Below are 14,974 nucleotides of genomic sequence, written 5' to 3' on the forward strand. Positions count from 1 at the left end.
GCAGTTGAACTAGTCAGGTAAGAATATATTTCAGAACAAGGCGATATGTATAAATAAGCCTGATCAATAAACTATTAATCAGGCTTATTTATATGAACAAGGTTAAATATGCTTTTATCAAGCGTCAAGTTTTATAATTTCAATTAGCCAGAATAGACAAATACCTATTTGAGCTATAAAGAATAAAAACCTGACTTGTGAAGCCAAATTAGAAGCAGACATTAAGTGAGTACAACTTTGAGCTAACCTTGCCCCTAAGCAAAATAATGCGAGCGAATCTGTAACAGCTGTTTTGTCGCTAACAACAGCTAAAATTATTACGCCAGCAAAAACAGGAAAAAATTCGTAACAATTGGCATGGGCTCTGGTTAACCTCTGACCAAAGGCAGTAGTATCACTTCCAGAAGGGTGAAAGCTGTTAGCAGCCCTACCTGAAGAAACAACTAAATACGACCTAAAAATTTCCAATATTATTAACAATAAAAGCATCCATAAAATATAGCCAGCCATGGCACAAATACTCGTACTCATAAAAATTCCTTTTAATTATTTTATGTATAAATTATCGCTCTCTAAGACTTCAGTATTTCTTAACCTTAATAGAGCCTTCCTTGATTAAACACCATATCATCCTACACCTTAGTTGTTAGTACATCCTGCTTGATATCGTTTTGGCTTTTCCTCTTAAGCTTACTTCATGTGTGGCTTTAACAAAGCTAGCCAACTGCGACGAGCTAGTTCGTACTCATCAATGCACTTATAGCCTCTCTCTTCTTCAAACATTTCTTCTAAATTCACCCCATAAGATTCTGGGTCGCTACCATATACATGACACATGATCATGTAGTAGCGCTGAGCGTCTAAGCTATGCTCTCCAGTAAAGTCATAATCTTCAATTGTTTCATAATCACCACTTTCTAAATGAAACAAATCTGCAGCGCTGATAGAAATATCTTCTCCACGATCAAAGTACTCTGTTAACAATACTGTGGCAAAAGAGTCAGCAGCATCCTCTTCCCTACCTGTTACAGGAATCTCATTAAAATAGATAATCGCATGGGCGAACTCATGAAATAGGGTATGGACTAGCGCATCAACTGTTGCTTGCTCGACGCTAACACCGGATTCCTCATATTGCGCATCAGAAAAACGTTCCTCCACTTCCACTAAGAAAGAGTAAGGGATAAACACAGTATCTTTTTCCCCATCAAACAAGGGACCGTCTTCTACGCCATAAGAAAATAATAGTTCTCTGCTTAATTGAAGGCGTTCATTAATGAAGTCAACAACAGCCTGAACCTCGCTAGAAGTTTCAAGCTTCTCCTTCCAAACTTTAGTTTCAGGGGTCGATGCTTCAGCAAACTCTACTTTTACTTCAGCTTGCAGATTACTAGAAATAAAGAGGAGCAAGCTTCCAATAACTAACCATGCTTTTTTCATTGATTTCATATGATTTACCTAAAAAATAATTGTTGATCAATGATATCAATTTCTTAAGCTATTTGTATGGGTCATTGAAAATAGTGACACCGGAGTGTAAGAAGTGGATGAGTTTTAGGTCATCAAGCAATAATCTAGATGTAAATAAAAACGCGTACATGACACTAAGTCGATACAGAAAGTTACTCATCAAACAAGATTATCTTATCTCTATAGGTAGTTTTTCGATGCATTCCCACATATAGTTTAAGTTGATTTGCTGACCCTACATACAGCTGTTCTTTTTTAAGGATCGAATATGACACCTGATACACAAGCGAAACTAGACTCCCTCTATCAACATATTCAAGACGTCATTCTATCTCGCCAACACCCTGTAACAGGGCTATTCCCAGCAAGTACAAGCATTAGTATTCATGGTAATTACACGGATGCATGGGTACGGGATAATGTTTACAGCATTCAAGCCGTTTGGGCATTACACCTAGCCTACAAACGTGCGTCGAACCCTGATAATCGCGCAGATGAACTAGAATTAGCTTGTATAAAAATGATGCGTGGTCTGCTTTTTTCCATGATGCGTCAAAGTCATAAAGTAGAAACTTTTAAGCACACTCTAGACCCTAAAGATGCCTTACACGCAAAGTATGACACTAAAACGGGCCTTGAAGCGGTAGCTGACGATGCGTGGGGGCATTTACAAATAGACGCCACCAGCTTTTATCTACTAATGATGGCTCAAATGACGAAATCTGGCAGCAAGCTGGTTTTCTCTCGTGATGAGTTTAACTTTGTGCAGAACCTTATTTACTATATTTCTCGAACGTACCGCACACCCGATTATGGTATTTGGGAACGTGGTAATAAGGTAAATAATGGTAAAGCTGAAATTAACGCCAGTTCAGTAGGCATGGCAAAAGCGGCCATGGAAGCCATGGATGGACTGAACCTATTCGGTAAAGATGGCCCTGAGTGGGCGGTAGTTCACTCTTTCGCAGATGCTGTGGCACGAGCAGGTTCAGTATTACAGTCTCTACTGCCCAAAGAGTCCCGATCCAAAGAAATAGACAGTGCAACACTAAGCATTATTAGTTACCCAGCTTTCGCTGTGAATGATGAAAAACTTACCAAGCGTACCCGAAAAGAAATTATCAGCAAATTAGGCGGAGAATATGGCTGCAAACGCTTCTTACTAGATGGTCACCAATCTGAGTTAGAAGATCAAAGCCGTATTTATTATGAATACGATGAGCTCATTAATTTTGAGCATATTGAATCTGAGTGGCCGCTCTTTTTTACCTACTTATATATTGACCGCTTATTCGCTCGAGACTGGGAGAGTGCTAACTTTTACCGTCATAAACTAGAATCTCTCATGGTAGAAAAAGACGGTCATATGCTACTCCCTGAGCTCTACTATGTCCCTCAAGAAAGCATCTTGGCCGAGAAAGAGAAGCCCGGCTCACAAAAACGTCTGCCTAACGACAACCTACCTTTAGTGTGGGCACAGAGTTTGTTTTTAGTAGGAAGAATGCTGGATGAAGAACTCATCACAACAGATGATTTAGATCCATTAGGGCTTCACAGAGTTCAACACAAAGCGAAGAAAGCAACGACGTCCATGGTCATTTTGGCTCAAAATGACAAGGTCAAACGCAAACTTATTGATGCTGGCTGCCTATGTCAAACGCTTGAAGACATTGCACCATTAAAAGCCATTAGTGCCGACCAATTGGTCGCTACCTATAGACACCTTGGTGAATCAGAAGCGCTTTCTTTGACGGGGCGCCCTAACCGAGCATTAAATAGCTTAGCCACCTCCCAAGCTTTTAATATTAATGATGAAAACTATTTGTGTTTGTCTTGGATTCAGAACGAAAATAAAGATTACCGTAAAATTGATCCTATTTTGTTCCAAGCTCACATTCGTAATGAGTTACAAACCATTGCTGACGAATGGTACTACCAAGAAAATGCGGTATTCACCATATTAATTGATGAAGCCATGAGCGATATGCAGGGCAGCGAAGAGTTATTTGAGTTTATTCGTCTGTTACAAAAACGAGAGCATGAAGAGTTCCGTGTTATTCCTCAATCAGCAAAGAATGCCTTTAAATCTGGCAACAGACGTCACATAATTATCAACAACTCAAATCAACATGAGTTGCAATCACAACTGCCTGTACATAATACCCATTGGCCCCTGTCATCAGAGATAAAACTCTACGATATAGACAGTATCAAAGGGGCTGAAACTGACGCCTTACTAACAAGGCTAGCTGATAACCCTAGCCTACACGAAGCGGTCGACTGCTTAGTTGAGTTAGGAGCTCGTCATGCCCTTATGAGTACAATACCTAACTCCGCACCTGCGATTACAGCCTACAAAGTGCTCAACAGTGTCTACCTACAATCTTTGCTAGCGGAGCAATGGTTATTAGCTCGACAGCTATATAGTTTGATTGCTCAACCAACCACAGATCTCGCTACTTACATCGCCGATATCACTGTAAGGCAGCGTATTTTGGTGATTGGAGAAACGCCTGAATCGGAGATCGACATCAGTACGCCTCTGCACCAAGATGAAATTCTAAAAATGCTGAAGCAAGTTTCTAGCTCGCCTATTAGTTTTGTTATCACCCACGAGTTAATTGCCATTACAGGGACTCTCATTAAGGTAAACCCTGAATTCTTCTCTGGTATCAGAACAATTAGAACCCATAACCTTGCTGTTCTCTGCGCCCGTAAGTTTGGCTCGGAAGATGTAAAATCTACATTTGATACACTGGCTAAGGTTTCACCAAGCGAATTGTATGAAGCACTTAAACAGGTTCTTCAGCAAAAGCATGATGAATTTGCTCATATCGCCAGCAACCTTCGCTATCATCACAGTACTGACGCGAAGAGCAATATCAAAGACGTAGACTGGTTTGACTGGCGTTCTGAACAAGGCATGATAACTAAGCTCCCAGAGTCTATGTTATTGCAGCTTTGGGAGAGTCTAAGCCATGTAGACACTATTATCTTTGGGGACGTGCAAAGTAAAACTGCGCTAGATTGCAAACGTGCACTCAACTCCATGACCAAAGGTGAAGACACTTTTGCTCACATGATTGAATCACTGACTTCAGATATTCACCCTAGCTGGTACAAAAGTTTGATATTTGAAGCCCTCTACGCCTTCATCCAGTTCTGTAAACAACATACGGACAGTCAATTTGAGCGCGAAGTAAACTTACCTGTGTTAGTGTCTCAAGCAGCACTGCATTACACGCAACAGATTCAGCAAGAAAACTTCAAAGAAGAGCATATTGATGCCGCACTAGATGAGTTTGCCCAATTGACACCTAACAAAGTCAATCAGCACCTACGTTTAGCCGTGAGCAAGCTGCACAGTCATCAATATTCATCAAAATAATAACACCAAGACCGATTGGAGAAGTGAATGGATTTCATTAATAATGCCCTAGTTAACGATGTGGTAAATGCGCACTGCTCAGACCCATTTGGCTGTCTAGGACTACAAGATTCACCTATAGAAGACGGCTTATCTTTATTGGTTTGGCAACCTGAAGCGAAATCGGTACGAGTGCTCGCGATCGACGCGGATAAAGAACTCGCTAGCATGGTAGAAACCGACACAAAAGGGCTATTTTTTGCCCAATGGCCAAAAGCGACAGAACGTTTTAATTATCGCCTAGAAATCACTTACCCTAACGATCAGACCAACACCATTGTCGACCCATACCAGTTTGCAGATACCACTTTTACCGACCCTGAGCACCACACCGCGAGCTTATATAAAAGCCAAGGGGCGATTCGAGCAAGTGCAAAAGTAAGTGAAAAACTCACAATTCAAGGTACACGTTTTGCGGTTTACGCGCCTGCAGCACGATCTGTTGCTGTCGTCGGCGACTTTAACTCTTGGGATGGTCGCACCTATCCTATGTCCAGTAATGGCGATGGCATCTGGCGTTTATTCATTCCAGATATCAATCATGGCGCAAGTTACAAGTTTGAAATACGTGCCAGTGATGGCAATCTACTTCCCCATCGCAGCGACCCCTATGCCCAGCGCATCGAGCAATACCCTTCTTTCGCGAGTGTCACTTGTTTTGATAACAAACATGAATGGCAAGACCAAGCTTGGGTATCTCGCCCAGTAGAAGACCTTTATGAAAAGCCCATGAGTATTTATGAACTTCATGTGGGCTCATGGCGCAGAAAAGGCGACAATCAACCTTTAACCTATTTAGAACTCAAAGAACAACTCGTTCCTTACATGGTTGAAATGGGGTACACCCATGTGGAATTACTGCCTGTCACCGAGTACCCCTTTGATGGTTCTTGGGGGTACCAGCCAGTTGGCTTATACGCTGTTACCTCTCGCTTTGGCACACCCGAAGACTTCAAAGCATTAGTCGATGCCTTACACCAAGCCAATATTGGGGTCATCATGGATTGGGTACCAGCCCACTTCCCTGCTGATAGCCACGGTTTGGCGAATTTTGATGGCTCTAAACAATATGAGTATCCAGATCCTAAAAAAGGTTGGCATCCAGAATGGAACTCTCTGATTTACGATTTTGGTAAAGGTCACGTCGTTAATTACCTAATCAGTAATGCCGTTTATTGGCTAGAAGAGTTCCATATTGACGGCTTACGTGTTGATGCTGTGGCCTCTATGTTATATCTAGATTATTCCCGTGAAGATGGTGAGTGGATACCTAACAAAGATGGCGGCAATCATAATTACGAGGCTATCGACTTCTTACGTAAACTAAATGAAACAGTGTACTTAAACCACCCACGCTGCTTCACAGTTGCCGAAGAGTCCACCGCTTTCCCCGGAGTATCTAAGCCCACTTACATGAACGGTTTAGGGTTCGGCTTTAAATGGAACATGGGCTGGATGAACGACTCATTGGCTTATATGGCAAAAGACCCTATTTACCGTAAGCATCACCAAGGTGAATTGAGCTTCAGTATGGTCTACGCCTTTGATGAGCAATTTGTGCTACCTATATCCCATGACGAAGTGGTACATGGGAAAGGTTCCATGATTACCAAAATGCCCGGCGATGCTTGGCAGAAGTTCGCTAACCTAAGAGCCTTTACCGCATATATGTATTTCCACCCGGGCAAAAAGCTTAACTTTATGGGTAATGAATTTGCTCAGGGGCAGGAGTGGGGACATGAGCGCTCATTAGATTGGCATTTGTTAGATGTGGATTATCACAAAGCACAACAATTGCTGTCAAAAGACCTAAACCACCTTTATAAAGATGAAGCCAGCTTACATTATGACCATTCTCACCTTGGCTTCGAATGGATAAGCCATGATGATAGCCATAACAGTATCTTAGCCTTTGCTCGTAAAGCCAAAGGTAGTGATGAGCATACAGTTGCGGTAATTAACTTCACTCCTATGGCCCATGAAGTATATAGAATTGGCGTTCCTAAAGCGGGCCGCTACCAGCTTCTACTGGATACGGATGATAGCCAATATGCAGGCAGTGGTTTTGTAGAAAACGCTATCTACCAGACACAAGATGTTGACTGCCATGGGCGTGAGCAAAGTATCGAAATTCCAATATCGCCTCTTGCAGGCATGATATTTAAATGGCTAGGTAAATAACAAAGAGACATTAATGAAGAATTCAGACTATCAAATAGCAATGGGCTCAGCCTTTCCTCTAGGAGCAACTCTTACTGAGAAGGGCGTAAATTTTTCCGTCGTCTCTGAAGAAGCCAGCCTACTGCTCCTTTGCTTATTTGATAGAACTGGAGAAGAAATTCAGCAAATACCCTTCGTCACTAAGCAAAATGGTATTTGGTTTATGGAAGTCATAGGCCTTAAAGAAGGCCAACATTATGCTTTAAGAGCAAAAGGCGATTTCAACCTTCATACACAAAACGTCTTTAACGAACATAAGTTGCTTATTGACCCATATGCTAAAGACTTAACTAACAAGTTGGTGTGGCACAAAGATCTAACAACGATTAACAGCCATAACCAGCCAGATGAAACAGATACCGCACAACTAATACCCAAGTCCATTGTTCGTGCTGTTCAAGCAAAGGAATGTCGACCAGCACGAGTAAAAGTCACGCCTTCCAGCCGAGCTTTATACGAACTACATGTAAAAGGCTTCAGTCAAAATCTCGCCATAGATGAAGGACTCAAAGGCACCTATCTTGGGGTCGCCTCTCCAGCTGGCATCCAACACTTAAAGAGCCTAAATATTACCACTATCCAGCTAATGCCTTGCTTTAGCTTCATGACAGAACCTCATTTAGAGCGTCTCAATTTGCGTAATTATTGGGGCTATAACCCCATTAGTTTCTTTGCGCCTGAAGCCTCTTACGCTGTAAAAGATGCGGTGGCCGAGTTTCAAGAGATGGTAGACGCTTTGCGTGAAGCAGGCTTTGAAGTGATTTTAGATGTGGTATACAACCACACAGCAGAAAGCGAGTTAAATCAGGCCTGTATCAGCTTTAGAGGCTTAGATAACGCCCACTATTATCGCCATCATGAAGGTCGTTACCTTAACTATACGGGCTGTGGCAACTGCATAGACACCTACAACACCAATTCGATTCGTTTGATATGTGACAGCATGCGTTATTGGGTGGAAGTGATGGGCGTGGATGGCTTTCGTTTTGATCTAGGTGTGGACTTAGGTAGGACTGACCATGACTTCACTACAGATGCCCCCCTCTTACAGGCTATTTTACAAGACCCTGTATTGAGCCGAACCTGTTTGGTTATGGAGCCTTGGGACATAGGACCAAATGGTTATCAAGTAGGTCATTTCCCAAAAGGCTTTTTAGAGTGCAACGACAAATACCGTGATACTGTGCGACGTTTTTGGCGAGGGGGTGAACATGTCGTTCCTGAGTTTGCCACCCGCTTCATGGGCTCGAGAGATTGTTTCCATAAAGGTCTGCGAAGTGCCCTGAACTCGGTCAATTATATTACTTACCACGACGGTTATACCATGCGTGATCTGGTGTCTTACCACCAGCGCCATAACCTTGCCAATATGGAGAATAACCGTGATGGCCATGGCGATAATATTAGCCAGAACTTTGGTGTGGAGGGTGAAACAAACGACTCCACTGTTTTAGAAAAAAGACTCAATCAACAGCTTTGCTTTATCTCAACTTTATTACTTAGCCAAGGCACGCCACATATTTTAGGCGGTGACGAGCTCTCTCACTCCCAGCAAGGTAATAACAATGCTTACTGTCAGGATAATGAAATTACTTGGTTAGATTGGCAAGAAAGTAATGAAAGAGCAGCAATTCAAGAAGCCATTTCTCGTTTAATGGAGCTTCGTAAGCAGTACCCTATATTAGCCGAGATTCGCCTAGAAGATGATGCACTTTATGCCCACGCTTCATCAGATCATATTGAGTGGCTCAATGAAAAAAGTGTGCCTATGACTCACGAAGATTGGCAACAAGGCAGCCGTGGCTATATCGCTATGGTGCTAGCCTCTGCCGATACATCCACTAAACTTTGGCTGATATTTAATAATAAAGATGAAGCTTTGGAGTTACCTTTCCCAGAAGCATCAAAGAGCGTTGAAAGCCTCTACCATACCCCTGCATTCTCCGTGAATGGAAACTCATTGACTTGCTCGTACCGTGGCGTATTTATTGGAAAGTTATAAGAAGGAAATAAAGACTGCTGTATAGTCAGCCTTTAGTATTTGAATATAACGAATTAATTCAACCGTCCATAAAATGTCATCCGAGCCGATTCTGATAGCGACACATCGGGCTCAGTATTATAAGCAAACACCACTAGCATCCGAGTTTGATTTCCTTGGGTTGGCGTCACTCTATGTAATGAGTTTCTTCCCCGAAACAGAACTAGAGTCCCCGGTGACATTTCGAGCACATTGGGCTCAATCTCTCCATCTAAAACTTGTTGTGCTAAGCCATAGTTCATTTCACCAGCATCCGCATCTCTTACATTTTTGACATACTCAAACTTGCCACCTGCAGTTGGCTTCTGAATCATCAAGGTAATGGCAAAAGACGAATTATCAAAGTGCCAACCAAGCTCCTGCCCTTCACTGGCATAATGTAAGTTAATTGAAGATAAGGGATCTGCGTACTCATACAGTTTAGGGGTATCGAGTACCGCACAAAGGAAGTCTCGAAATATAGAAGAGTCATACAAGGTATGTAATAGCGACTCTTGTGGGATTTGATCGTCCGTAATGCAACCTTTCGAAGAGGATATTAAACGGTTTCTAGGGTGATTCGAATCATAACTTTCATCAGAGGTTGTAAGGTAAATATTATGATCTGCTTTCGTATAAAAAGCCTTGTGTTGATTTTCATACCCTTCACGTTGAACACGGTTAATCGCTTCAGGATAAACTAAGTTCTTTAATACCAGAGCACCTTCTGCCTCAAGGGTATCCCTACATCTCTTGCGAAAAGCGTCCTCAGTTAAAGGAAACTTTAGCATATCTAGAAATTGCTCCATCTCATTAATACCTTACTTCATTACTAATATAATCACTCGCGCCTTCTATAACGCAATAAAACGGCTTCGGTGTTGCGCACAAGAGCCTAATATAAAATCCCAAGTTAATTTTAAATCTTTAAATTGATGAAGATCTTTACTCGTGGAAATCCACAACTCTCGATGCAGTAGAAAATTTGGTAAAACAGGTGCGAGTAAATCATCATTATAAGAAACGAAATGCGGTAATATCCCAATACCTAACCCCGTTCTAACCGCTTTGCGTTGGGTATGAATTGTTGTCGATTTGTAGACAAATTGAAGGTCGTGGGCGATTTCATTTTGATACTTTAATAAATCAGAAAAAACCTGATCTTCAATATAGCCAATAAAAGGATGGGAAACCAAATCAGAGCGGTTTTGAATGGCGTCATTCTCGACTATATAGCCTTTACTCGCATATAAGCCCAATGTGTAATCTGTTAGCTTCTTTTGAATAATATTGGCACCTTTTTGAGGACCAATTGTTATGCTGATATCCACTTCGCCACTTGATATATAAGTGACGCCAGCTAAAGAAATCAGTTCTATATCAATATTTTTGCCTTTTAACCAAGCAGGTAAATACTCGGATAAGTAATAGTTACTAAAGCCTTCCGTTACTCCGATACGAATTTTCGAACGAATCTCTTTACCACTTCGGTAGCTTTCATTCGCTAATCGCAACGTCCTCTCGCATTTTTCCGCATAGGGTATCAGCTCCTCACCCGCTTTCGTTAAGTGAAAACCTTTACTATTTTGAAAAAAAAGTTTGGCGTCCATCGCCTTCTCTAGGCACTCCACTCTATTAGCAATGGTTACATGCGTAACACCCAACTTAGTCGCCGCGACAGACAGTCTCTTATAGCGCCACAGTGCTAAAAAGTACTTTAAATCATTCCAATTGATAGTAAGCAAACTGGGTGACTCATTCATGTAAAGCTCTACTCCGTACATAATTGCGTATAAAAAAGCGTTTTTAATCAGCTAAAAGCAATGTGATTTTTATTACAGAAAGAAAAATATTAAAAACATAACTTCTATTTCTATTTAGCCTAAACATCCCATACATCAAGGTGAAATGTACAGTTCTCAGTAGGAAATAGCACTTTATAAAAATTAAACTTATCTATAACTGTTATTTTTTTTACAGTATGTGTAATAAAAATACTATTGTCTTTACCTTCTGAGAGGCCTATTTTTTAACAAGCTTCTTAATCATGATTTGAGCAAATGAAACCTCCACTTAACTCTTAACTAAAGGGCACTCAGAATGAAAAAAGTACTACTTACTGCATTATCACTCTTGGGGACATCTGCGTTTGCGGCTGACTATAATTTCACCTTTGCTCATGTTCTTATTGATGAAACGCCAAATGGGCAAGCTGCGCTGTCTTTTGCAAAAGAGGTAGAAGAAAAGTCCAACGGTCGAATTGATATCAATGTATTACCTGCGGCACAGTTGGGTGGCGATGTAGAAATCATCGAGCAATTGCAAATGAACATGGTGCAAATTGCTATTCCACCGACAGCAACTCTTGGTAACTTTGAGCCACGTGTACAAATTTTGGATTTACCTTTCTTACTACCGTCTGAAACCATCATGAAAAAAGTACTAGATGGCCCTGCAGGACGTAAGATTCTAGACACGTTGGATGGTCATGGAATGCATGCAGTGAATTTCTGGGGTGCAGGCTTTCGTCATATGACAAATAATGTACGCCCAATTACTGAGCCTTCAGACCTTAGTGGCATCAAGATGAGAACTATGCAGTCTCCTATCTTATTGAGCACTTACCGTAACTTCGATGCAAACCCAACAGCTATGGCTTACACCGAGGTGTATAACGGTTTACAACAAAGTGTGATTGAAGGCCAAGAAAATCCTATTGCTAACATTACCAGTAAGCGTTTTTATGAAGTGCAAAAATACATGACTCTTACTTCAAATGCTTATCATGGTTACGCGGCAATCGTAAATAAGCAAGCGTGGGAATCACTACCTGACGACCTGAAAGCGGTTATGACAACTGCATTTAATAATGCTCGTGATTTGTCTCGTAAATTGACTAATGACCTTGAAAGCTCTGCACTTGATAACATCAAAAAATACACTCAAGTCACGACTTTATCGGATGAGCAAATCGAAGCTTTTGTAAAAGCAAGTCAGCCAGTCCATGAAGAGTTCCGTGAGACAGTAACATCTGATCTACTCGATTTGGTATACGCCGAAATCAACAACTAATGTACCAGTGTTTTGCCAAGGACGGCATTAATTCCATTAATAAGTTGACCTTAACAAGACACTCTTATGCTAACAAAACTCAATTTATATCTAGATAAGATCGAAGGTGCATGTATTGCCATTATATTGGGTGCCGCTTCTATTTTAACTGTGACACAGGTTTTCTTTCGATACGCCCTTAATGACTCGATCTTTTGGGCAGAAGAAGCCATCTTATATTTAATCATTGCGATGAGTTTTCTTAGTACGAGTTTAGGTATTCGTAAGGGCTCCCACATTACTGTGGACCTATTAAAGTCTCTTATACCTAACCGACTCAAGCCTCTGTTTTTCTTTATCTCCGCTTTAATAGGTATCGTTTTTGCCATGGCATTACTTTATCTGGGGGGGCTCTTGTTTCTGAACACCTTAGAGCGAGGCCAATTGTCTTCTTCTTTACGCATCCCTATTGCCGCTATTTACGCCTTCATTCCTATCACGGCTATGCTGCAAATTATTCGATACGGTCAGATGATATGTGAATTAAGTATTGCTCCAATACAAGCAAGTAAAAACGATTGAAGCCTATCTTAGTAAATCTATCTCAATAAGAGACTTTAAATTATGACAGCTCTACTCTTGCCACTTTTTCTTGTATTACTTCTCTTAGGGCTCCCTATTTATGGGTCCTTAGCTTTATCTGTTATCGGCACAATGGAATTATCTAGCCCCATGAACTCTATGATAGTGCCAATGCGAATGTTTTCGGGAATGAATAATTTTTCCTTGATGGCGATTCCGTTTTTCATACTTGCCGCAGAATTGATGCGTGTAGGAGGATTATCTGCACGCCTAATTAACCTTGCCCGAGTACTAATTGGCTGGGCACCTGGTGGCCTAGCAGCGGCTGCTGTTTTATCTTGCTTATTCTTTGGTTCCATTTCTGGCTCAAGCCCTGCAACAGTGGTGGCGATTGGTAGCATTATGTTTCCAGCTCTCGTCGAAGCTGGCTACAGTAAACGTTTTTCTATTGGATTATTAACTACCGCGGGTACCCTTGGCCCCATCATTCCTCCCAGTATCGCACTGATCATTTATGGCTCAGTTACCGCCAATAGTGTTGGCCAACTCTTTGCTGCCGGTATTCTCCCAGCTTTGTTATTAGGAGGCATGCTGATTTTATATTGCATGATCTACTCCCAGCGAAAGCAGTTTGCAAAAGCAAACTTTCCCACATGGGAAGAAGTGGTCTCAGCCTTTAAAGGCTCTGCATGGGGGCTTGGACTACCAGTTATTTTACTGGGTGGAATCTACAGTGGGATTTTCACAGCAACAGAATCTGCATCAGTTGCCTGTTTATACGGTTTATTTGTTGGCATGTTCATTTATAAACAAGTCAAAACCAAAGACCTATGGGAAATACTACAAAGTACAGGGCTAACCTCTGGCTCTCTTTTACTGATTACAGCAGGTGCCTCTGCCTTTTCATGGTTACTTACTATGGCTGGTGCACCTTCAAACTTGGCCAGTGCTATCTTATCTTTTAGTGATTCAAATGCAGCTATCACAGCACTGTTAAATGTCATCATGTTAATTGCTGGTTTCTTCTTAGACAGTGCCTCCGCCATTATTGTGCTCGCTCCTTTAATGACACCTATTGCCGCTCAAGTCGGCATAGATCCAGTGCACTTCGGTATTATCAACTTAGTGAATTACTCAGTAGGAATGATTACTCCTCCGGTTGGTCTAAACCTCTTTGTTGCCGTCACCATTTCAAAAATGGGGCTATTCGACATCTTCCGAGGCTGTGTACCTTTCTTAATTATTATGCTGATCGGCTTAGTCATCATTACTTATGTTCCTTGGCTTAGTTTGGTGATTCCTAACCTAATTTTTCAATAAACATATTCCCAATTACCTAGGTATTTAAATTTCATTTTATAGGGATAATAATGAACTCAATAAAACCATTTAACGTTGCCATTATTGGTCTTGGCGCCATTGGGCAAACCGTAGCAGACTACGTTATCAATGAGGATAACAAGGTCGCACTCTCTGCCATTTTATGTCGTGATCAAGAAAAGCATAAAAAGCTTCATGCTTTAAAGGGAGAAAAATTTACCTCCCTCATTACAAACGATATTGATGAGGTTTTAGCGGCTAAACCAGACCTCATTGTTGAAGCCGCGGGACAGGAATCTCTTGCTCAATATGGCCCTAAGATTCTTGAGAGTGGGATTAGCATATTAGTCTCTAGTATCGGACTCTTTACTGACGACAAAATATTCTATGAGTTTGTGAGTATTGCAGAAAGGCACGGCGCTAAGATTCTACTATCGTCTGGCGCTCTGCCTGCAATAGATTGGATGTCGGCTGCGGCGCTGTCTGAAGTCAATAGTATCGCCATTACCCAATCCAAGCCCGTAAATTCTTGGATTGGCACACCCGCAGAGCAATTTGTAGAACTAAGCAAAATCACGGAAGTAACGCCTTTCTTTACGGGGACAGCAAGAGAAGCTGCGAACCTATTTCCAAAAAGTAGCAACATTACCGCCATGCTTGCTTTAGCCACAGTTGGCTTAGACCATTTGAATGTTGAGTTAGTCGCTGACCCACACAGTAGTGAGATGCAAACTAATATCGAGTTCAATAGTGATGTGGGTAGCCTAAAAACCTCTTGGCTTGGGGTACCTTCGAACTTGACGCCAAGCACTAGCGCGGATGTTCCCTTTGCGATTATCAGGGCCATCAAAAACCTTTCTTCAACTGTTGTTTATGGTCTTTAA

At 41.5% G+C, this 14,974-nt stretch carries 11 protein-coding genes; 7 read left to right on the plus strand and 4 right to left on the minus strand.

Annotated features, from left to right (window positions below; translation table 11 throughout):
- Positions 1-117 precede the first annotated feature (117 nt).
- Both OFY17_RS06495 and OFY17_RS06500 read right to left on the minus strand, forming a co-directional pair.
- Positions 118-510: an MAPEG family protein gene (locus OFY17_RS06495; RefSeq protein WP_263529920.1), complete on the minus strand. Its 393-nt coding sequence runs from the start codon at positions 508-510 to the stop codon at positions 118-120.
- Positions 511-690: 180 nt separating this feature from the next.
- Positions 691-1,449, minus strand: a complete 759-nt coding sequence (locus OFY17_RS06500) for a DUF4344 domain-containing metallopeptidase (RefSeq protein ID WP_263529921.1) — start codon at positions 1,447-1,449, stop codon at positions 691-693.
- A gap of 289 nt (positions 1,450-1,738) precedes the next feature.
- On the opposite strand from OFY17_RS06500, the gene OFY17_RS06505 reads away from it, so the two are divergent.
- The 3 genes from OFY17_RS06505 to glgX are packed head-to-tail and all read left to right on the plus strand — an operon-like array spanning position 1,739 to position 9,119.
- Entirely contained in the window at positions 1,739-4,858 is a 3,120-nt protein-coding gene (locus OFY17_RS06505) for a glycoside hydrolase family 15 protein (protein ID WP_263529922.1), read from the plus strand.
- Between the two features lie 27 nt (positions 4,859-4,885).
- The gene (glgB, locus tag OFY17_RS06510) at positions 4,886-7,078 is read left to right on the plus strand and encodes a 1,4-alpha-glucan branching protein GlgB (protein WP_263529923.1); all 2,193 of its coding nucleotides are present in this window, start codon (positions 4,886-4,888) and stop codon (positions 7,076-7,078) included.
- A 13-nt stretch (positions 7,079-7,091) separates the two neighbouring features.
- Positions 7,092-9,119 carry a glycogen debranching protein GlgX gene (gene glgX, locus OFY17_RS06515; RefSeq protein ID WP_263529924.1) on the plus strand — a complete coding sequence of 676 codons (2,028 nt, stop codon included), beginning with the start codon at positions 7,092-7,094 and terminating at the stop codon, positions 9,117-9,119.
- A gap of 53 nt (positions 9,120-9,172) precedes the next feature.
- Here glgX and OFY17_RS06520 read toward each other — a convergent pair whose 3' ends face one another.
- Both OFY17_RS06520 and OFY17_RS06525 read right to left on the minus strand, forming a co-directional pair.
- A complete protein-coding gene (locus OFY17_RS06520; RefSeq protein ID WP_263529925.1) occupies positions 9,173-9,928 on the minus strand; it encodes a HalD/BesD family halogenase in 756 nt (251 codons plus the stop codon).
- 63 nt (positions 9,929-9,991) lie between these two features.
- Positions 9,992-10,900, minus strand: coding sequence for a LysR family transcriptional regulator (locus OFY17_RS06525; protein ID WP_263529926.1), 909 nt, complete (start codon positions 10,898-10,900; stop codon positions 9,992-9,994).
- Between the two features lie 337 nt (positions 10,901-11,237).
- Between OFY17_RS06525 and OFY17_RS06530 the strand changes: the two genes are divergently transcribed.
- The 4 genes from OFY17_RS06530 to OFY17_RS06545 all read left to right on the plus strand — a co-directional run bounded on the left by OFY17_RS06530 (position 11,238) and on the right by OFY17_RS06545 (position 14,974).
- Positions 11,238-12,209: a TRAP transporter substrate-binding protein gene (locus OFY17_RS06530; protein WP_263529927.1), complete on the plus strand. Its 972-nt coding sequence runs from the start codon at positions 11,238-11,240 to the stop codon at positions 12,207-12,209.
- Between the two features lie 66 nt (positions 12,210-12,275).
- A complete protein-coding gene (locus tag OFY17_RS06535) occupies positions 12,276-12,770 on the plus strand; it encodes a TRAP transporter small permease (protein ID WP_263529928.1) in 495 nt (164 codons plus the stop codon).
- Between the two features lie 42 nt (positions 12,771-12,812).
- On the plus strand, positions 12,813-14,090 hold the full coding sequence (locus tag OFY17_RS06540) for a TRAP transporter large permease (RefSeq protein WP_263529929.1): 1,278 nt from the start codon (positions 12,813-12,815) through the stop codon (positions 14,088-14,090).
- Between the two features lie 50 nt (positions 14,091-14,140).
- Positions 14,141-14,974, plus strand: a complete 834-nt coding sequence (locus OFY17_RS06545) for an aspartate dehydrogenase (RefSeq protein WP_263529930.1) — start codon at positions 14,141-14,143, stop codon at positions 14,972-14,974.

This window comes from Marinomonas sargassi (genome assembly GCF_025716875.1).
GTDB classification, from domain to species: Bacteria; Pseudomonadota; Gammaproteobacteria; order Pseudomonadales; family Marinomonadaceae; genus Marinomonas; species Marinomonas sargassi.